The sequence below is a fragment of the Streptomyces sp. BK208 genome, from assembly GCF_004364245.1.
In the GTDB taxonomy this organism is placed as follows: domain Bacteria; phylum Actinomycetota; class Actinomycetes; order Streptomycetales; family Streptomycetaceae; genus Streptomyces.
The window spans coordinates 127,579-142,263 of the sequence record NZ_SOAV01000001.1; the positions used below are offsets into that span (position 1 = coordinate 127,579).

Annotated in this window: 15 protein-coding genes; 11 read left to right on the forward strand and 4 right to left on the reverse strand. The window is 71.8% G+C overall.

What is annotated here, in order from left to right:
• Window positions 1-79: 79 nt before the first annotated feature.
• The 4 genes from EV562_RS35405 to EV562_RS00655 all read left to right on the forward strand — a co-directional run bounded on the left by EV562_RS35405 (window position 80) and on the right by EV562_RS00655 (window position 4,206).
• Window positions 80-661 (forward strand): hypothetical protein, encoded by a 582-nt coding sequence (locus tag EV562_RS35405; protein ID WP_243859939.1) that lies wholly within the window; start codon window positions 80-82, stop codon window positions 659-661.
• 39 nt (window positions 662-700) lie between these two features.
• A complete protein-coding gene (locus EV562_RS00640) occupies window positions 701-1,243 on the forward strand; it encodes an MOSC domain-containing protein (protein WP_133884636.1) in 543 nt (180 codons plus the stop codon).
• 374 nt (window positions 1,244-1,617) lie between these two features.
• Window positions 1,618-2,043 carry a cold shock domain-containing protein gene (locus EV562_RS00650; RefSeq protein WP_166661507.1) on the forward strand — a complete coding sequence of 142 codons (426 nt, stop codon included), beginning with the start codon at window positions 1,618-1,620 and terminating at the stop codon, window positions 2,041-2,043.
• A gap of 258 nt (window positions 2,044-2,301) precedes the next feature.
• Window positions 2,302-4,206 carry an ATP-binding cassette domain-containing protein gene (locus EV562_RS00655; protein ID WP_166661508.1) on the forward strand — a complete coding sequence of 635 codons (1,905 nt, stop codon included), beginning with the start codon at window positions 2,302-2,304 and terminating at the stop codon, window positions 4,204-4,206.
• 170 nt (window positions 4,207-4,376) lie between these two features.
• Here EV562_RS00655 and EV562_RS00660 read toward each other — a convergent pair whose 3' ends face one another.
• On the reverse strand, window positions 4,377-4,811 hold the full coding sequence (locus EV562_RS00660; RefSeq protein ID WP_243859963.1) for an ATP-binding protein: 435 nt from the start codon (window positions 4,809-4,811) through the stop codon (window positions 4,377-4,379).
• Window positions 4,812-5,018: 207 nt separating this feature from the next.
• On the opposite strand from EV562_RS00660, the gene EV562_RS00665 reads away from it, so the two are divergent.
• The 3 genes from EV562_RS00665 (at window position 5,019) to EV562_RS00675 (ending at window position 7,420) form a co-directional block, all read left to right on the forward strand.
• Window positions 5,019-5,387: an STAS domain-containing protein gene (locus EV562_RS00665; RefSeq protein ID WP_133884638.1), complete on the forward strand. Its 369-nt coding sequence runs from the start codon at window positions 5,019-5,021 to the stop codon at window positions 5,385-5,387.
• 251 nt (window positions 5,388-5,638) lie between these two features.
• Window positions 5,639-6,832 (forward strand): SpoIIE family protein phosphatase, encoded by a 1,194-nt coding sequence (locus EV562_RS00670; protein WP_133885332.1) that lies wholly within the window; start codon window positions 5,639-5,641, stop codon window positions 6,830-6,832.
• Window positions 6,833-6,976: 144 nt separating this feature from the next.
• Complete coding sequence (locus tag EV562_RS00675) at window positions 6,977-7,420, forward strand: ATP-binding protein (RefSeq protein WP_133884639.1); 444 nt, start codon at window positions 6,977-6,979, stop codon at window positions 7,418-7,420.
• A 300-nt stretch (window positions 7,421-7,720) separates the two neighbouring features.
• On the opposite strand, the gene EV562_RS00680 is transcribed toward EV562_RS00675, so the two are convergent.
• Window positions 7,721-8,254 carry a hypothetical protein gene (locus EV562_RS00680; protein WP_133884640.1) on the reverse strand — a complete coding sequence of 178 codons (534 nt, stop codon included), beginning with the start codon at window positions 8,252-8,254 and terminating at the stop codon, window positions 7,721-7,723.
• Window positions 8,255-8,353: 99 nt separating this feature from the next.
• On the reverse strand, window positions 8,354-8,767 hold the full coding sequence (locus EV562_RS00685) for a Fur family transcriptional regulator (RefSeq protein ID WP_133884641.1): 414 nt from the start codon (window positions 8,765-8,767) through the stop codon (window positions 8,354-8,356).
• Between the two features lie 190 nt (window positions 8,768-8,957).
• Between EV562_RS00685 and EV562_RS00690 the strand changes: the two genes are divergently transcribed.
• Window positions 8,958-10,421 carry a catalase gene (locus EV562_RS00690; protein ID WP_133884642.1) on the forward strand — a complete coding sequence of 488 codons (1,464 nt, stop codon included), beginning with the start codon at window positions 8,958-8,960 and terminating at the stop codon, window positions 10,419-10,421.
• 99 nt (window positions 10,422-10,520) lie between these two features.
• The gene (locus EV562_RS00695) at window positions 10,521-10,916 is read left to right on the forward strand and encodes an ankyrin repeat domain-containing protein (protein ID WP_133884643.1); all 396 of its coding nucleotides are present in this window, start codon (window positions 10,521-10,523) and stop codon (window positions 10,914-10,916) included.
• A gap of 46 nt (window positions 10,917-10,962) precedes the next feature.
• On the opposite strand, the gene EV562_RS00700 is transcribed toward EV562_RS00695, so the two are convergent.
• Complete coding sequence (locus tag EV562_RS00700; protein WP_133884644.1) at window positions 10,963-11,742, reverse strand: NAD(P)H-dependent oxidoreductase; 780 nt, start codon at window positions 11,740-11,742, stop codon at window positions 10,963-10,965.
• 144 nt (window positions 11,743-11,886) lie between these two features.
• Between EV562_RS00700 and EV562_RS00705 the strand changes: the two genes are divergently transcribed.
• Both EV562_RS00705 and EV562_RS00710 read left to right on the forward strand, forming a co-directional pair.
• Window positions 11,887-12,693 carry a helix-turn-helix transcriptional regulator gene (locus EV562_RS00705; protein WP_133884645.1) on the forward strand — a complete coding sequence of 269 codons (807 nt, stop codon included), beginning with the start codon at window positions 11,887-11,889 and terminating at the stop codon, window positions 12,691-12,693.
• Window positions 12,694-13,190: 497 nt separating this feature from the next.
• The gene (locus EV562_RS00710; RefSeq protein WP_347877061.1) at window positions 13,191-14,657 is read left to right on the forward strand and encodes a sugar transferase; all 1,467 of its coding nucleotides are present in this window, start codon (window positions 13,191-13,193) and stop codon (window positions 14,655-14,657) included.
• Window positions 14,658-14,685: the final 28 nt, after the last annotated feature.

A 14,685-nucleotide genomic window follows, 5' to 3' on the forward strand; every position in this document is an offset into this window, starting at 1 on the left:
GTGCCGCTCCCTCCAGTGTCCGAGCCACACGCCGGGGGAAGGGGAGGGCCCGGTCGAAACCACCCGGTCGGTGACGGCCGTGGCACGGGCGCCGGACCGAGGCACGGGTCCGGCGCGCGACGCCGGCTGCGCGGGCGACGCGCTCCCGCACAACCGGCACGCCGTGTGTACGGACGAGGCAGCCGACAGGCCGCACCCGACCCGCCCGGCTCCGGCCGTCCGCAGACCCTCTCGCGCGAGGACGGCGAACGGCGCCTGCGACGCACTCGTAGCCGGGCTCGACAGCCCCGCGCTGCGGATCCCGGCCGCGTGCACGCGCGCGGAGGCGGACTACGACGTACCCGACCCGCTTCCCCCGGCCCTCGACGAACTGGGCCTCGCCCTCCATCCCGCGGCGAGTGCTGCCGGTCGGGAGGGTGCGGTACGTGCGCTCGCCACCCTGATGCCGGACGGCGAGCCGACGCCGCGCGAGCCGGCCTTCAGGGTGCACCAGCGCCTCGGGCACGAGTTCCCGCCGGCCGAGCCGCTCGCGCGGCTGGACGACGAGTACGACCTGCTCGCCTACGACGGCGGGAGACCGACCGAGGTGGACGCCGAGGACCGGGCGGAAGCCCTTCGGCTTGCCCGGCACCCTCGTCCCGACTCGGGGCGCACGGGTTAGGGTCGTTGTCGATCAGTGTCTTCGGGGAGGGGTTGCAGGATGAACAGCATGGTTACGGCGGTCAGCAGCAACGGCACGTACTCGTTCACCAAGCCGAACCGGGACAGCATCAGGCTGCTCGCCGGGCTCGGTGTCGAGGGGGACGTGCACGCCGGTGTGACGGTCAAGCACCGCTCGCGGATCGCGCAGGACCCCACCCAGCCGAACCTGCGCCAGGTCCACCTCATCCACGAAGAGCTCTTCGCCGAGGTCGGCGCGGAGGGGTTCGAGGTGGCGCCCGGTGACCTGGGCGAGAACATCACCACCCGCGGCATCGATCTGCTGGGGCTGCCCGTCGGCACACTGCTGCGCGTCGGTGACGAGGCCGTGCTGGAGGTGACCGGCCTGCGCAATCCCTGTCTGCAGATCGACAACTTCCAGGACGGGCTCCTGAAGCGGGTGGTGGGCCGTGACGAGGCCGGGAACATCGTGCGCAAGGCCGGCATCATGAGCATCGTGAAGCACGGTGGCACGGTGCGCCCCGGTGACACGATCACGGCGGAGCTCCCCAGTGAGCCGCACCGCCCCCTCGATCGGGTCTGACGCCCTGCGGGTGCTGGTGGGGGTGCACTACCCGCACGACGTGCTCGCGGGCGCGACGCTCGGCGGTGCGGTCGTCTGGGCGTTGCTCCTCGCCTTCCTGCCCCTGGCCCAGGGGCCGGCCTCACGATGCCGGGCCCCGTCCCACCACTGCCTAAAGTCCAATCGACATGCTCCCCGGCCCGCCGCCCACGCGGGGCCTCATGGTGACCGGCAGGGACCTGCGGTCGGCGGCACCGGGCGGCGCCCGCCGCACCGCCGGACCGGTGCCGCCGGGCAGGGGCGGCTTCCGGCTGCTGCGCGGGCCGGTGGTTAGCATGGCCCGTGGTTCCGGGGAAGGGCCTCGGGCCGTGTGTTCGCAGAGGTTGGGGGTCCGTATGGTCGCGGGTCGTGTGGTTCGCTTCGACAGTACGCGGGGCTATGGGTTCATCGCGCCGGACGACGGCGGCGAGGACATCTTCCTGCACGTGAACGACCTGCTCATTCCCGAGGAGAGCGTGCGCTCGGGCCTGGTCGTCGAGTTCGAGGTGGAGAGTGGTGACCGGGGGCTCAAGGCGTCGGGCATCCGGCTGGCCGAGGGCGAGCGGCAGACTCAGCGCCGCTCCCGGTCCGCCGGGCTCCGGCCCGCGGAGTCCGACGAGGACGGCCAGCCGATGTGCGACGTGCTGAGCCCCGAGGAGTACCGGCGTGAGGTGACGGAGCTGCTGCTGACCGCCGGCCCGCAGCTGACGGCGGAACAGATCCTGACCATCCGCGGCGCGCTCGTGAAGTCGGGCGAGGGCCACGGCTGGGTCGAGGACTGAGGACCCCGGACACACGGGAGGGGGAGGCCCGGACCGGCCTGCGAGCCGCTGTTCCGGGCCGGGGCCGCGTCGTCGGCGTTTCGGCCAACCTCCGTGCACCTCGCACCCGTTGCCGGGCCTGGGTCCGTGCACCTGGCACGCACCGCCACGCGCGGTTTCCGGGGGTTCCGGCGGCGACCGAAACACATGTGTTCGATATCCCGGTGCGGTCGTTGAGCAGGACGATCCTGCTCGACGACGACCGCCAAGGGGGACACTTTGACCTCGACCGCAGCCAACGGACCGCAGTCCGCCGCAGCCCCTCCACCGCCACCGCCACCGCCGCAGCCGGCCGAGATCACCTACCGCGGGCGGTACTCGGTCAATCCTCTCGCCGAGGTCTCCTTCCGGCGGATGTGCGCACAGATCCCGGCCGTCCTCGGCCGGATCGTCCGTCTGTGCCGGCGGACCGACCGGCAGGCCGTGCGACTGCTGCTCGGCTGCCAGGTGGTCACCGGCGTGTCGGCCGCCGTGCTGCTGACCGCCACCGCTCGCGCCATGGAGCCCGTCCTCGGCGGCGGCTCCGCCGGTGACCGGCTGCACGGAGCCTTCCCGGCGCTGGTGGTCGTCGCGATCGCCGCCGCGTTCGGCCGCTGCGCGGCGGCGCTGGCCACCTATGCCGAGCGGCGGATCACTCCGCGGCTGACGACGGAGGCCGACAGCGCCCTGGTCGAGGCCGTGTGCCGGGTGGAAGCGTCCGCGTACGCGCAGGAGGGCTTCGCGGACCGGCACGAGGCCGCCGAGATGGGCGTGATCCGCACCCAGGTGATGGTCACCGACGCCCAGCGGTTCCTGTCCGCCGTGATCCGGATGGTCACGGCCGGCGGCGTGCTGTCGGTGCTCAACCCGTTGATGCTGCCGCTGCTCCTGCTCGCCGTCCTGCCGGCCGGCGCCGGTGCGGTCCTGACCGCCCGCGTCGACTACGAGGTCCACTACGCCAACATCGCCGACCGCAACGTACGCGGCATGATGCGCTGGTGGGCGACGACGTCGAAGTACGGCGACGAGGTCCGCGCCAACTCGATGACCGACTACCTCGTCCACTGGTACCGGTCCCTGTCCGACCGGTGCGACCGGCGGACCCTGGCGGCCGCGCCCCGCACCCTGCGGATCGCGGTGCTGTCCGCGGCGGCCGGTGGCGTCTTCCTGGTCGCGACCTGGGGAGTCCTCGCCTGGCTCGCCGTCTCGGGCCGGGTCGCGCCGGCCGTCGCGGCCACGGCCGTCATCGCCGTGCAGACCACGCTCGCCGCACTCTCCCAGGTCGTCGTCAACGGCGCCGCGGTCTTCCACACCAGCCTCTACCTGAGCGACATGCAGGCCTTCCTCGACGACGCGGCGGCCCGTGCACCGCGTCGCGGGCCCGGCAGGCACCACGGGCCCACCGAGCAGATCCGGCTCGAAGAGGTCTCCTACCGGTACCCCGGCAAGGAGGAGCCGGCCGTCGGCGGCGTCAGTCTGACCCTGGAGCGGGGCCAGATCCTCGCCGTCGTCGGGGCGAACGGCTCGGGCAAGTCCACGCTGACCCGCCTGCTGACCGGCATCTACCTGCCGGACAAGGGCAGGGTCACCTGGAACGGCGCGGACCTCGCCGAGGTGGACCCGGCCTCCGTGTGGGCCCACGTCGGCCTGGTGCCGCAGATCTTCGCCCAGTGGCCGATGCCGGTCCGCGAGAACGTCACCCTCGGCCAGCCCCGCACCCACGACGACACCCCGGTGTGGGAGGCCGTCGACGCGGTCGGCCTGCGCGAAGCCGTCGACAGGCTCCCCGCGGGCCTGGACACCCTGCTGTCCCGCGACGTCTTCGGGGGCACCGAGCTCTCCGGCGGCCAGTGGCAGCGGGTGGCGTGCGCACGCGCCCTGTACCGGCGCCCGGGGCTGCTGATCCTCGACGAGCCGACGTCCCAGATGGATCCGCGCGGCGAGCACCAGATCTTCGAGCGGATCAAGGCCGTCGCCGCCGAGCGCATCACGATCGTGGTCACCCACCGTCTGGAGAACACGAAGATCGCCGATCACATCGTCGTCATGGAGCACGGCCGGATCACCGAGCAGGGCAGATACGACGAACTGGTCCACGCCGGCGGGACCTTCGCCGAACTCCTGGCGCTGTCCCAGGACCGCTGACCGTGCGGGATCCCGGGCCGCGTGAGCCGCCGCGGACGGTGAGCCGGTAGCCCGCGGGGCCGGTGAAGCCGGACGCCGGCCCGAAGGGGCCCTACTGCTCCGGCCCCGCCACCTCGGCACCGGGCCGGCCGCGCGGCACGTCCGCGGCGGTGAGCGTCAGGGGTGCCAGGTCACCGGGACGCCGCAGGACGTACCGCGGCGACGTCACGGGGGTCGTCGCCCAGGGCGAGACGCACGGTGATCCGCTTGCCGACCGGCTCGCGACGCGCTTCGAAGCCCTGGGCGACAGCCATCACGATCTCCAGGCCGTGCTGCCCGACCCGGCCGGCGTCCGCGGCTCGGGCGATCGGCAGCACCGGGTCGGAGTCCCACACCGCGACCTCCACCGTGCCCTCGTCCAGCCGCAGATCCATCAGGGCGGGGCCCGGGGCGTACTTGCGCGCGTTGGTGACCAGTTCGCTGACGACGAGCTGGGTCAGGTCCATGGCACGCTGCGACACGAGCACACCGTGCTCGCTCTGCGCCCGGGTCAGGAACGTACCGGCCAGGTGGCGGGCCCGCGCGATGCAGCCGCCGTCACCGTCCAGTGCCGCACCGGCCCGCATGCCCCGGCCGCCCGACGCCGCGCCGTCCTGCCCCACCGGCTCTGATTCCATTACGACCGCCATTCGTTCCCCCCTTGCACGGACGTGCACGTACCCCCGTATCCGCACGGCACACCAGGACCTCCTGTTGTGTGCGCCACACGTGAGCGCCGGCCGGAGTGAGGGCTCCCCTGCGCATATGCCAGCGAGTGTGCCAGGATCACCGTCATGGCTGACGCAGAGACAACAGGCACCGAACACGCCGAGCAGCTGTCGGCCGTCGTCACGGACCGCGACGGCGTCCGCGTGGTGACCCTGGCCGGGGAGATCGACCACCACACCGGTGACACGCTGCGCCGGGGCCTCGACGGGACCGGCGTCCCGGGCCTGCGTGTCGTGGCCGACATGCACCAGGTCACCTTCATGGACTCCAGTGGCATAAACATCCTCATCGCCGCCCACACCGCCCTCATGGAGGCGGGCGGCTGGCTGCGGGTGGCCGCCGCCCGCAACGCCGTGAAGCGAACCCTCGGCCTCGTGGGCGTCGACGCCTTCATCGACTGCCGCGACACGCTCGAAGAGGCGCTCGCCGACTGACACCGGCGGGTGCCGCGTCCGAAGGGCCGACCCCCGCTCAGGTGCGAGGATGGTCGTATGGACGTGCGGAGCATGAACCACGTGCCCATGTCCGGCCCGGCAGACGGGTCGGACATGCCGGCACGGGCCGCCTCCCCCGCCTCGCGGAGAAACCGGTGACGTGCCGGCCCGGCGACGGCGACGAGCCCGGTGCGCCCGCGACCGCCGAACCCGGCACCTCCACGGCTCCCGGCGCTCCCGGCGAGGCTCGGGTGCCCCTTGCGGCCCTGCTGGAGGAGAGCACCGAGGACCTGTACGAGAACGCACCGTGCGGGTATCTGTCCACCCTGCTGGACGGGGACATCGCCAAGATCAACCGGCGGTTGCTGGACTGGCTCGGCTACCGGCGTGAGGACGTGGTCGGGCACAAGCGGTTCGCCGACCTGCTCACCGTCGGGGGCAAGGTCTACTACGAGACGCATGTCGCGCCGCTGCTGCGCATGCAGGGGGAGCTCAGCGGCGTAGCGCTGGAACTGAGGGCGGCGGACGGCAGCCGGCTGCCCGTGCTGGCCACCTCCACCGTGAAGACCGGCGGCGACGGGCAGCCGCTGCTGATCCGCATCACCCTCTCCGACGCCCGCGACCGCCGGGCCTACGAGACCGAACTGCTGCGGGCCCGGCAGGAGGCCGAGCGAGAACGCGAACGGATCCAGCGTCTGGCCACCACGCTGCAGCGGACCCTGCTGCCTCCCGTCCTGGACGACGTGCCCGGGCTGGAGGTGGCGGCGCACTACCACATCGCCTCTCCTGACGACGTCGGAGGCGACTTCTACGATCTCTTCCCCCTCTCCCACGGCAAATGGGGCATGTTCCTGGGTGACGTGTGCGGCAAGGGAGCCGCCGCGGCGGCGATCACCTCACTGGCCCGGTACACGCTGCGGGCGGCCGCCGTCTACGACCCCGACCCGGCCGCCGTCCTCGGTAACCTGAACACCGTGCTCAACCACGAGTACAACGGCGACGACCCCCGGTTCTGCACGGTTGTCTTCGGTCTGCTCACCGCGGACGGCCGGGGCGGCTTCCGCATCACCCTGGCCGGCGGAGGACACCCGCCCGCGCTGGTGATGCGCGCCGACGGAAGCGCCGACTACCTGCCCACGCCGGGCGGACAGCTCATCGGGGTCCTGCCGGACGCCGACATCGTCTCCGTCCCGGTCCACCTCTCCCCCGGTGACACCCTGCTCCTCTACACCGACGGACTCACCGAGGCCCACACCGACCAGTCCGGCGGACGCTACGGCGACGAGGCCCTGCTGGACTTCGCCCGGGCGCTGGCCCCCACCACCGCGTCCGCGACCGTCGAGGCCCTGAGCGGTCTGCTCGACGCCCTCGGAACCGGCGTGGACGACGACACGGCGCTCCTGGCCGTCACCGTGCCCCGGCGCACCGGTGAAGAGGAGCAGTGAACCACCGCGCGATGCCCGCGCCGGGGCGGATGCCCGGCGGCGGGTGAGCGGACCTCGGCCCCTCGGCGGCCCCGTCACCGCGTCAACCCGGCCCCAGGGGGTAGACGAGCCTCGACGAGGCCAGGCCAGGGAAGGATCTTCACAGTGGACAAGGCATCGGTCAGGGCGGTGGGCTGGGCCCGGTCGCTGCCGTTGAGCAGCGACGTGAAGACGGCACGGGACTGGTCCCGGGAGCGTCTGCAGACGCTCGGCTGGACCGCCAGCGCCCCGCAGACGGTGGACGCGGTTCTGCTGACCGTCTCGGAGTTGGTGACCAACGCCCACGTCCACGCCCACAGCAGCGCACAACTGGTCATGACGTGGGACACCCGCTGCCTGCACGTCGCCGTCCACGACAACTCTTCCCGTCTGCCCACGCCCCGGCAGCCCAGCACCGAGAACCTCGGTGGGCGGGGCATGTTCCTCGTCGACGCCCTGGCGGACAGCTGGGAGGCGCGCCCGTGCCCCTACGGCAAGGCCATCGTGGCCTGCTTCCGGCCGCCCGCCGCGGCCGGACACGGCGAGCGGCAGCCGCAGCACGCAGGGTGACCGCCCTCTCCGGGTCGACGCCGGTCCTTCAAGAGGCCGCCCGCGTGACTGAATCCGGGGCACCGGAGCACGCACACCGCGCCGGGCCGGCCTGCCTTTCGACGACCCGAACGGCACCGAAAAGCGGGCCGGCCACTCGCTGCCGCGCCGCCTCCCCCGTCCCGAACGGAGCCTGACGGGACGGGTTCCGCTCGGAGGAGGTCACGCGGCACCGTCTCGTTCCGGGTGCGGGAGAACACGCGGCGGTCCGACTCGTGGCCGTCCAGGGTGGCCCCCGCCCGTGGCGGCGCTGACCGGCCGCTACTCGATCAGCGCGTCCGCGACGATGATGACGAGACCGATCAGCATGTCCATCGCCCCCGCGCGGCAGGCGGAGAGCCGGCTGAGCCCGGCGGCGCGGGCCGCGAGGACGCCGAGTCCGAAGAGGCAGACGGTGTTGAGCAGCAGGGCGGTGTCGGCAGCCGTGTCCTCCGACCACCATCCGGCCAAGGCCGCCAGCAGCATCGCCACGGTCGGCAGTACGGCGGCGACCAGGGGCCATTCGGCGAGCACCGCCCGCAGTCTGCCCGGTCCGGCCTTCCCGTCGCCGGCCGCGCGCTGGGCGATGACGTGCGCGTACCCGTGGGCGGCGGCCGAGGTCAGCGCCGTGAGCAGGACCCACAGCGCGTCCTGCCCGGGGTCCGCCTCCTCCCCCGGAACATCGAGGGCGGCCACCAGGGCACTGGCGAGCACCAGGCCGTAGATCCCGGTGAACAGCCAGCGCTCCGGCCGGCGCCGCAGGATTCCCTTCGGCGCGGTGCCGTCGGCGTGGACGTGAGGGGCGCGTTCGGGCATCGCATCGCCTCGGTGCGGAGGGAGGAATCGGTCACCCCATGCTCGCCCGCGGGGCACCGCGAGGCACGCCGCCACGCGGCGGGTGCGGGTGTCGCGAGGTCAGGCGGCGCAGTCGGGGCAAATGCCCCGATACGTCACCTCGACCTCGGAGACCGTGAAACCGAAGGCCTGGGAGGGCGGGAGGTCGGCGAGCGGGTCGCCCGTCGGCCGCACGTCGCGCATCGCGCCGCAGCGGGCGCAGAGCAGGTGATGGTGGGGACGGTGCGCGTTCGGGTCGTAGCGCTTGGCGCGGCCGTCCGTGGACACCTCGAGGACCTCGCCGCGCTGCACCAGTTCACGCAGGGTGTTGTACACCGTCGCCCGGGAGATCTCGGGCAGTCGCTCGGCGGCGCGGGCGTGCACCTCGTCGGCGGTCAGGTGGATGTGGTCCCCGTCGAGGACCTCGGCGACCACGCGCCGCTGCGCCGTAAGGCGCCAGCCGCGTTCGCGAAGCCTCACCAGGAGATCACTCATGCGCCGCACCCTAGCAGGGATGGCCGCCAATTCAAGAGTCGATATCGCTCTGGATGGCACCTTGCCTTAGATTCCGTCCAATGTAGGGTGGTGCCCATCGACGCGCGGGGCTGCTCGCCCCGGACTGCCGGACGGCCGGGACCGTCGGGCCTCGTTAACGCATGCGAAGAACCATTCCGAGGAGCAAGCCTTGCCTGAGAACAACCAGAAGCCGCTGACCACGGTTGCCGGCGCGCCGGTTCCCGACAACCAGAACAGCCTGACGTCCGGTCCGCGCGGCCCGATGCTGCTGCAGGACGTGTGGTTCCTGGAGAAGCTCGCCCACTTCGACCGCGAGGTCATTCCGGAGCGCCGGATGCACGCCAAGGGCTCGGGCGCCTTCGGCACCTTCACGGTGACCCACGACATCACGCGGTACACCAGCGCGAAGATCTTCTCCGAGATCGGCAAGAAGACCCCGCTCTTCACCCGGTTCTCCACGGTCGCCGGTGAGCGCGGCGCCGCCGACGCGGAGCGCGACATCCGCGGTTTCGCCGTGAAGTTCTACACGGAGGAGGGGAACTGGGACCTGGTCGGCAACAACACCCCAGTGTTCTTCTTCCGCGACCCGCTGAAGTTCCCGGACCTCAACCACGCGGTGAAGCGCGACCCGCGCACCAACCTGCGAAACGCCGAGAACAACTGGGACTTCTGGACCAACCTCCCCGAGGCCCTGCACCAGGTCACGATCGTCATGTCGGACCGCGGCATCCCGGCCACCTACCGGCACATGCACGGCTTCGGCTCGCACACCTACAGCCTTATCAACGCCGAGGGCGAGCGGTTCTGGGTGAAGTTCCACCACCGCACGCAGCAGGGCATCAAGAACCTCACCGACGCCGAGGCCGAGGCCCTCGTCGGCAAGGACCGCGAGTCCCACCAGCGCGACCTCTTCGACTCGATCGAGAACGGCGACTTCCCGAAGTGGAAGCTGTTCATCCAGGTCATGCCGGAGGCCGACGCGGAGAACTACCGCTTCCACCCCTTCGACCTCACCAAGGTCTGGTCGAAGAAGGACTACCCGCTGATCGAGGTCGGCGAGTGGGAGCTCAACCGCAACCCCGACAACTACTTCGCGGACGTCGAGCAGGCCGCCTTCAGCCCGGCCAACGTGGTCCCCGGCATCAGCTTCTCCCCCGACCGGATGCTGCAGGGCCGGCTGTTCTCCTACGGCGACGCCCAGCGCTACCGCCTCGGCGTCAACCACCACCAGATTCCCGTCAACGCGCCGAAGAACCCGGTGAACTCCTACCACCGCGACGGCGGCATGCGCGTCGACGGCAACCAGGGCGCCACCCCGGGCATCGAGCCCAACTCCTACGGCCGCTGGCAGGAGCAGCCCGCCTACCGCGAGCCGGCCCTGGCCGTGGGTGCCGTCGCCGACCGGTTCAACTACCGCGAGGACGACGACAACTACTACGAGCAGCCCGGCAACCTGTTCCGCCAGATGAGCCCGGAGCAGCAGCAGGTCCTCTTCGAGAACACGGCCCGCGCGATCGACGGCGCCTCCGAGCAGACCGTCGCGCGGCACATCGCCAACTGCACCAAGGCCGACCCGGCCTACGGCGAGGGCGTCCGCAAGGCGATCGAGGCCCTGGCCACCGGCAACCTCTGACCGTCCGGTCGGAAAAGACGTACGGCAGGCCGCACCGCGCCGGCGTGGACACCCCCCGTGGTGTCCGCGCCGGCGCGGGCGCGATGCCGCGGAGACTTCATGGACATGCACAGCAGCGGCGGGCTGACTCCCGAGCAGACGGAGCGCGTCGTGGCCATCGCGATGGACCTGGCCCGGGAGGGCGACACCGGGCAGCTGGTGGAGTTCGTGACGCACGGACTGCCGGTGGACGTACGCGACCCGGCGGGCAACACCCTGCTCATGCTCGCCGCGTACCACGGTCACGCCGACACCGTGCGGAGCCTGATCCGGCACGGCGCCGACCCCGACCTCCGCAACGACCGGGACCAGTCGCCCATCGCCGGCGCCCTGTTCAAGGGGGCCGACGACGTGGTGGCGGTGCTGCGCGCGGCAGGCGCCGACCTGGACGCCGGTACGCCGAGCGCGCGGGCCGCGGCGTCGATGTTCGGCCGGGACCACCTGCTCGCGGGCTGATCCGTCCCCCGGCCGGCGCCCGCCGTCCGGCACCGGCCAGCACCTCCTAGCCCCGCACGTGCAGGCCGAAACCCCTGCTGCCCGGCGCCTCCAGACCCTCCCTGAGCCGCAGGGACGGGATCTCGTAGTCACCGCCGTTCTGAGGCCGGAAGGCGATCGGCTCGGTCGTCTCCAGCGACAGCAGCCGCTCCTTCCATGCCTTCGCGGCGTCCGCGAAGGCACTGCCGGTGATCCTGTCGGCGCCGTACAGCACGAACGGCGGCAGCACCTCCAGGCCGGGGTAGTAGAGGATGCCGTGGTGGATCGGGAACAGCAGGTCCTCGATGGGGCCGTTGACTCCGCGGTCGGTGTAGTGGGCCTCCGGTCCCCCGACGGTCACCGACAGGATCGCCCGCCGGCCCCGCAGCGTTCCCTCGCCGTAACGCTCGCCGTACCGGGTCTCGTCGTGCACGCCGACGCCGTACGCGAAACGGTGGGTGAAGACGCGGTCCACCCAGCCCTTGAGGATCGCCGGCATCGAGTACCACCACAGCGGGAACTGGAGGACGACGGTGTCCGCCCACAGCAGTTTCTCCTGTTCGGCCGCCACGTCCGGGGTGAGGGCGCCGGCCTCGTGCGCCCGGCCGGAGCTCGGCACCACCCGCAGCGGGTGTGTGGCGTGCTCCCCGTAGTCCGCCGCGTCCACCGCGGCCTTCCAGTCCATCGCGTACAGGTCGCTCACCCGCACCTCGTGACCGGCGGCTTCGAGGGTGGACACCGCGATGTCCTTCAGCGAGCCGTTCAGCGAGTGCGGCTCGGGGTGCGCGTGCACGATGAGCGTCTTCATGGCTGTTCCCTTCGACGAGATCGGTCACCACGGATGCTCGGCCCTCGCGGCCGCGTTGTTCAGGGGCGCCGCTTCCGTCGGACGGGACTTCCTGGTACCGGCAGGACCACCCTCGTGCGAGCCGCCGGAGCCATACTGGGAGCCATGGACGATCTCGCGGGCTTTCTGCGCACCCGGCGCTCCCGGGTCGCCCCCTCCTCGGTCGGTGTCCCCACCGACAGCCGACGCCGCGTCCAGGGACTGCGCCGCGAGGAGGTCGCGCACCTGTCCGGCGTGAGCGTCGACTACTACGTGCGCCTGGAGCAGGGCCGCGCCACCCAGCCCTCCGAACAGGTCCTCGACGCCCTGGCCCGGGTCCTCGGCCTCGACGAGACCGAACGCGGACACCTGGAGCGGCTCGCGCGCCAGCGCCGCCGCCGGGTGAAGTCACCCGGCGGACGCCTGCGCCCGGAGCTGCTGCGCGTGCTGGACCTGGTCCCCGACGCGCCCGCCCTGATCATGGACCATCGCCTGGACGTGCTCGCCGGCAACCGCCTCGCCGGGCTCCTCTACGGCCGGCCGACGAAGGGGCTCAACACCGCCCGGCACATCTTCCTGGAGGAGACCGAGCGCGGCCTGTACGCCGACTGGGAGACCTGCACCCTCGACGCGGTCGGGCACCTGCGCCTGGCGGCCGGGAAGTACCCCGACGACCCTCGCCTGGCCTCGCTCATCGGCGAACTGGCCATGGGCAGCGAGCGCTTCCGCCGCCTCTGGGCACGCGCGGACGTGCGGGCCCGCACCCACGGGCGCAAGGCGTACCGGCACCCGCTGGTCGGGCTGCTGGAGCTGCACCAGGAGAACTTCGCGCTGCCGGACGAGTCGGGCATGGAACTGCTGGTGCTGTCGGCCGCGCCCGGAAGCCCCACGGAGGACGGACTGCGCCTGCTGGGCACGCTCGGCGACGACTGACGGCCGCACATTCGTACGGATCCGGCGAGTTCGCGCACCGAAATTCCGGCCGTCGATGGCTTGATCCATCGGTGCGTGTGCGCATGGAACGCGGAAAATCAACGCCCGACGCGTTACTCAGGAAAGCGAAGTGGCGCAAACACATCCTTGGGGTTTCACCGGCTCGTTGATCAACTCACAAAGCTTGACCATGAATTGCACACATCCTCTCTACACGGTGGCCCCCATGGTCTAGATTGACCGTGCTTCAGCTGTTCAGGCATGAAGCGACCGGGGGTAATGATCTTCAGTTCGGGGGCAGGGGGGTCTGCTGCTGTCACTGTGAGTCGTTCACATTTGCGTGATCGAGCCGGGACGTCGTGCGCGGGCAGGCGGGGGCCGCCCGTGGGGAGGAACAGCGCGGCGCGGGAGGCGGGGGCCTCCCGAGGGGGAGGAACAGTGCTAGGCGAACACGTCGAACCACTGGGAACCTGGGGGGTTCTGTGCGGCAAGGGGGATTGGTCAGCGCGTTTCCGTCTGCGCGCGGGCAGGTGGCGGACGGGGCGCTCAGCCGGCCCGCGATCGACTGGGAGCAGCGGTACCGCCGTACCGTGATCACCAGCGACACCGTGACCACTGCCTTCGTGGTGGCGGGCATAGGCAATTTCTTCGGAGTCCGTGACGCGGCCAACTGGCACGAGAAATGGGGAATTCTCGCTTTCGGCACCGAGCTGCTCGTGCTGGGCGCGCTCGCGGTCAGCCGTTCGTGGTCCCCGGCCGTGCTCGGCCAGGGCGCCGAGGAATTCCGTCGGCTCGGGCGCTCGCTGTTCATGGCGACCGTCTTCCTGGCGCTCGGTGGAATCGCTCTCACCTCACGCAACATCAAATTGTGGATCTTCGTCGCGGTCCCCGCGATCGCGGTCGTCACCATGGTCGCGCGGTATCTGCTGCGGCTGTGGCTGCACCGGCAGCGCAAGGAAGGACGGTGCCTGAGACCGGTGCTCGCCGCCGGCAGCCCGGCCACCGTGCGCGACCTGATAGCCCGGACCCGGCGCTTCCCGCACCTCGGCTGGCGCGTGGACGCGGTGTGCACGACGGACGGCAGCGAGCTCGACGACGGTGACCAGTTGGAGGGTGTGCCGGTCGTCGGCCCGCTGGCGGACGTCGCCGACCACGTCCGCCGGGACGGCTACCGCGTCGTCGCGGTCACCCCGGACCCGCACTGGTCGCCGGACCGGCTGCAGCGGCTCGCCTGGAACCTGGAGGGCAGCGACGCCGAGATGGTCGTGGCCCCCGTGCTGATGGAGGTGGCCGGTCCCCGGCTGCACGTCGACGCGGTGCTCGGCATACCCCTGCTGCGGGTCAGCATGCCGACCTTCACCGGGGGCCGCCGGGCGGTCAAGGCGGTGGTCGACCGGCTGGGCGCGGCGATCCTGCTGACGTTGTTCGCGCCCCTGATGGTGTCCGTCGCGCTGCTGGTCGTGCTGGACAGCCGGGGCGGCGCGTTCTACCGCCAGCGCAGGGTCGGCAAGGACGGCCGCGAGTTCACCATCCTGAAGTTCCGCACCATGGTCGCCGGCGCCGACCGGGCGCGCGCCGCGCTGGCCGATCGCAACGAGGGCGCGGGCCTGCTGTTCAAGCTCCGCCGGGATCCGCGGGTGACGCGGGTGGGTGCGGTGCTGCGCCGGTACTCGGTCGACGAACTGCCGCAGCTCCTCAACGTCCTCACCGGGTCGATGTCGCTGGTCGGTCCGCGGCCGCCGCTGCCGGAGGAGTCCGCCGCGTACGGCCCGGACATCCGAAGGCGGCTGCTGGTCAAGCCCGGCCTCACCGGCCTGTGGCAGATCAGCGGACGCAGCGACCTGCCGTGGGAGGAGGCGGTCCGCCTGGACCTGCGGTACGTGGAGGACTGGTCACTGGCCCTGGACACGGTGATCTTGTGGAAGACGCTGCGTGCGGTGGTGCACGGGCAGGGGGCGTACTGATGCGCGGCGGTCGCCGGACCGGCGCGCG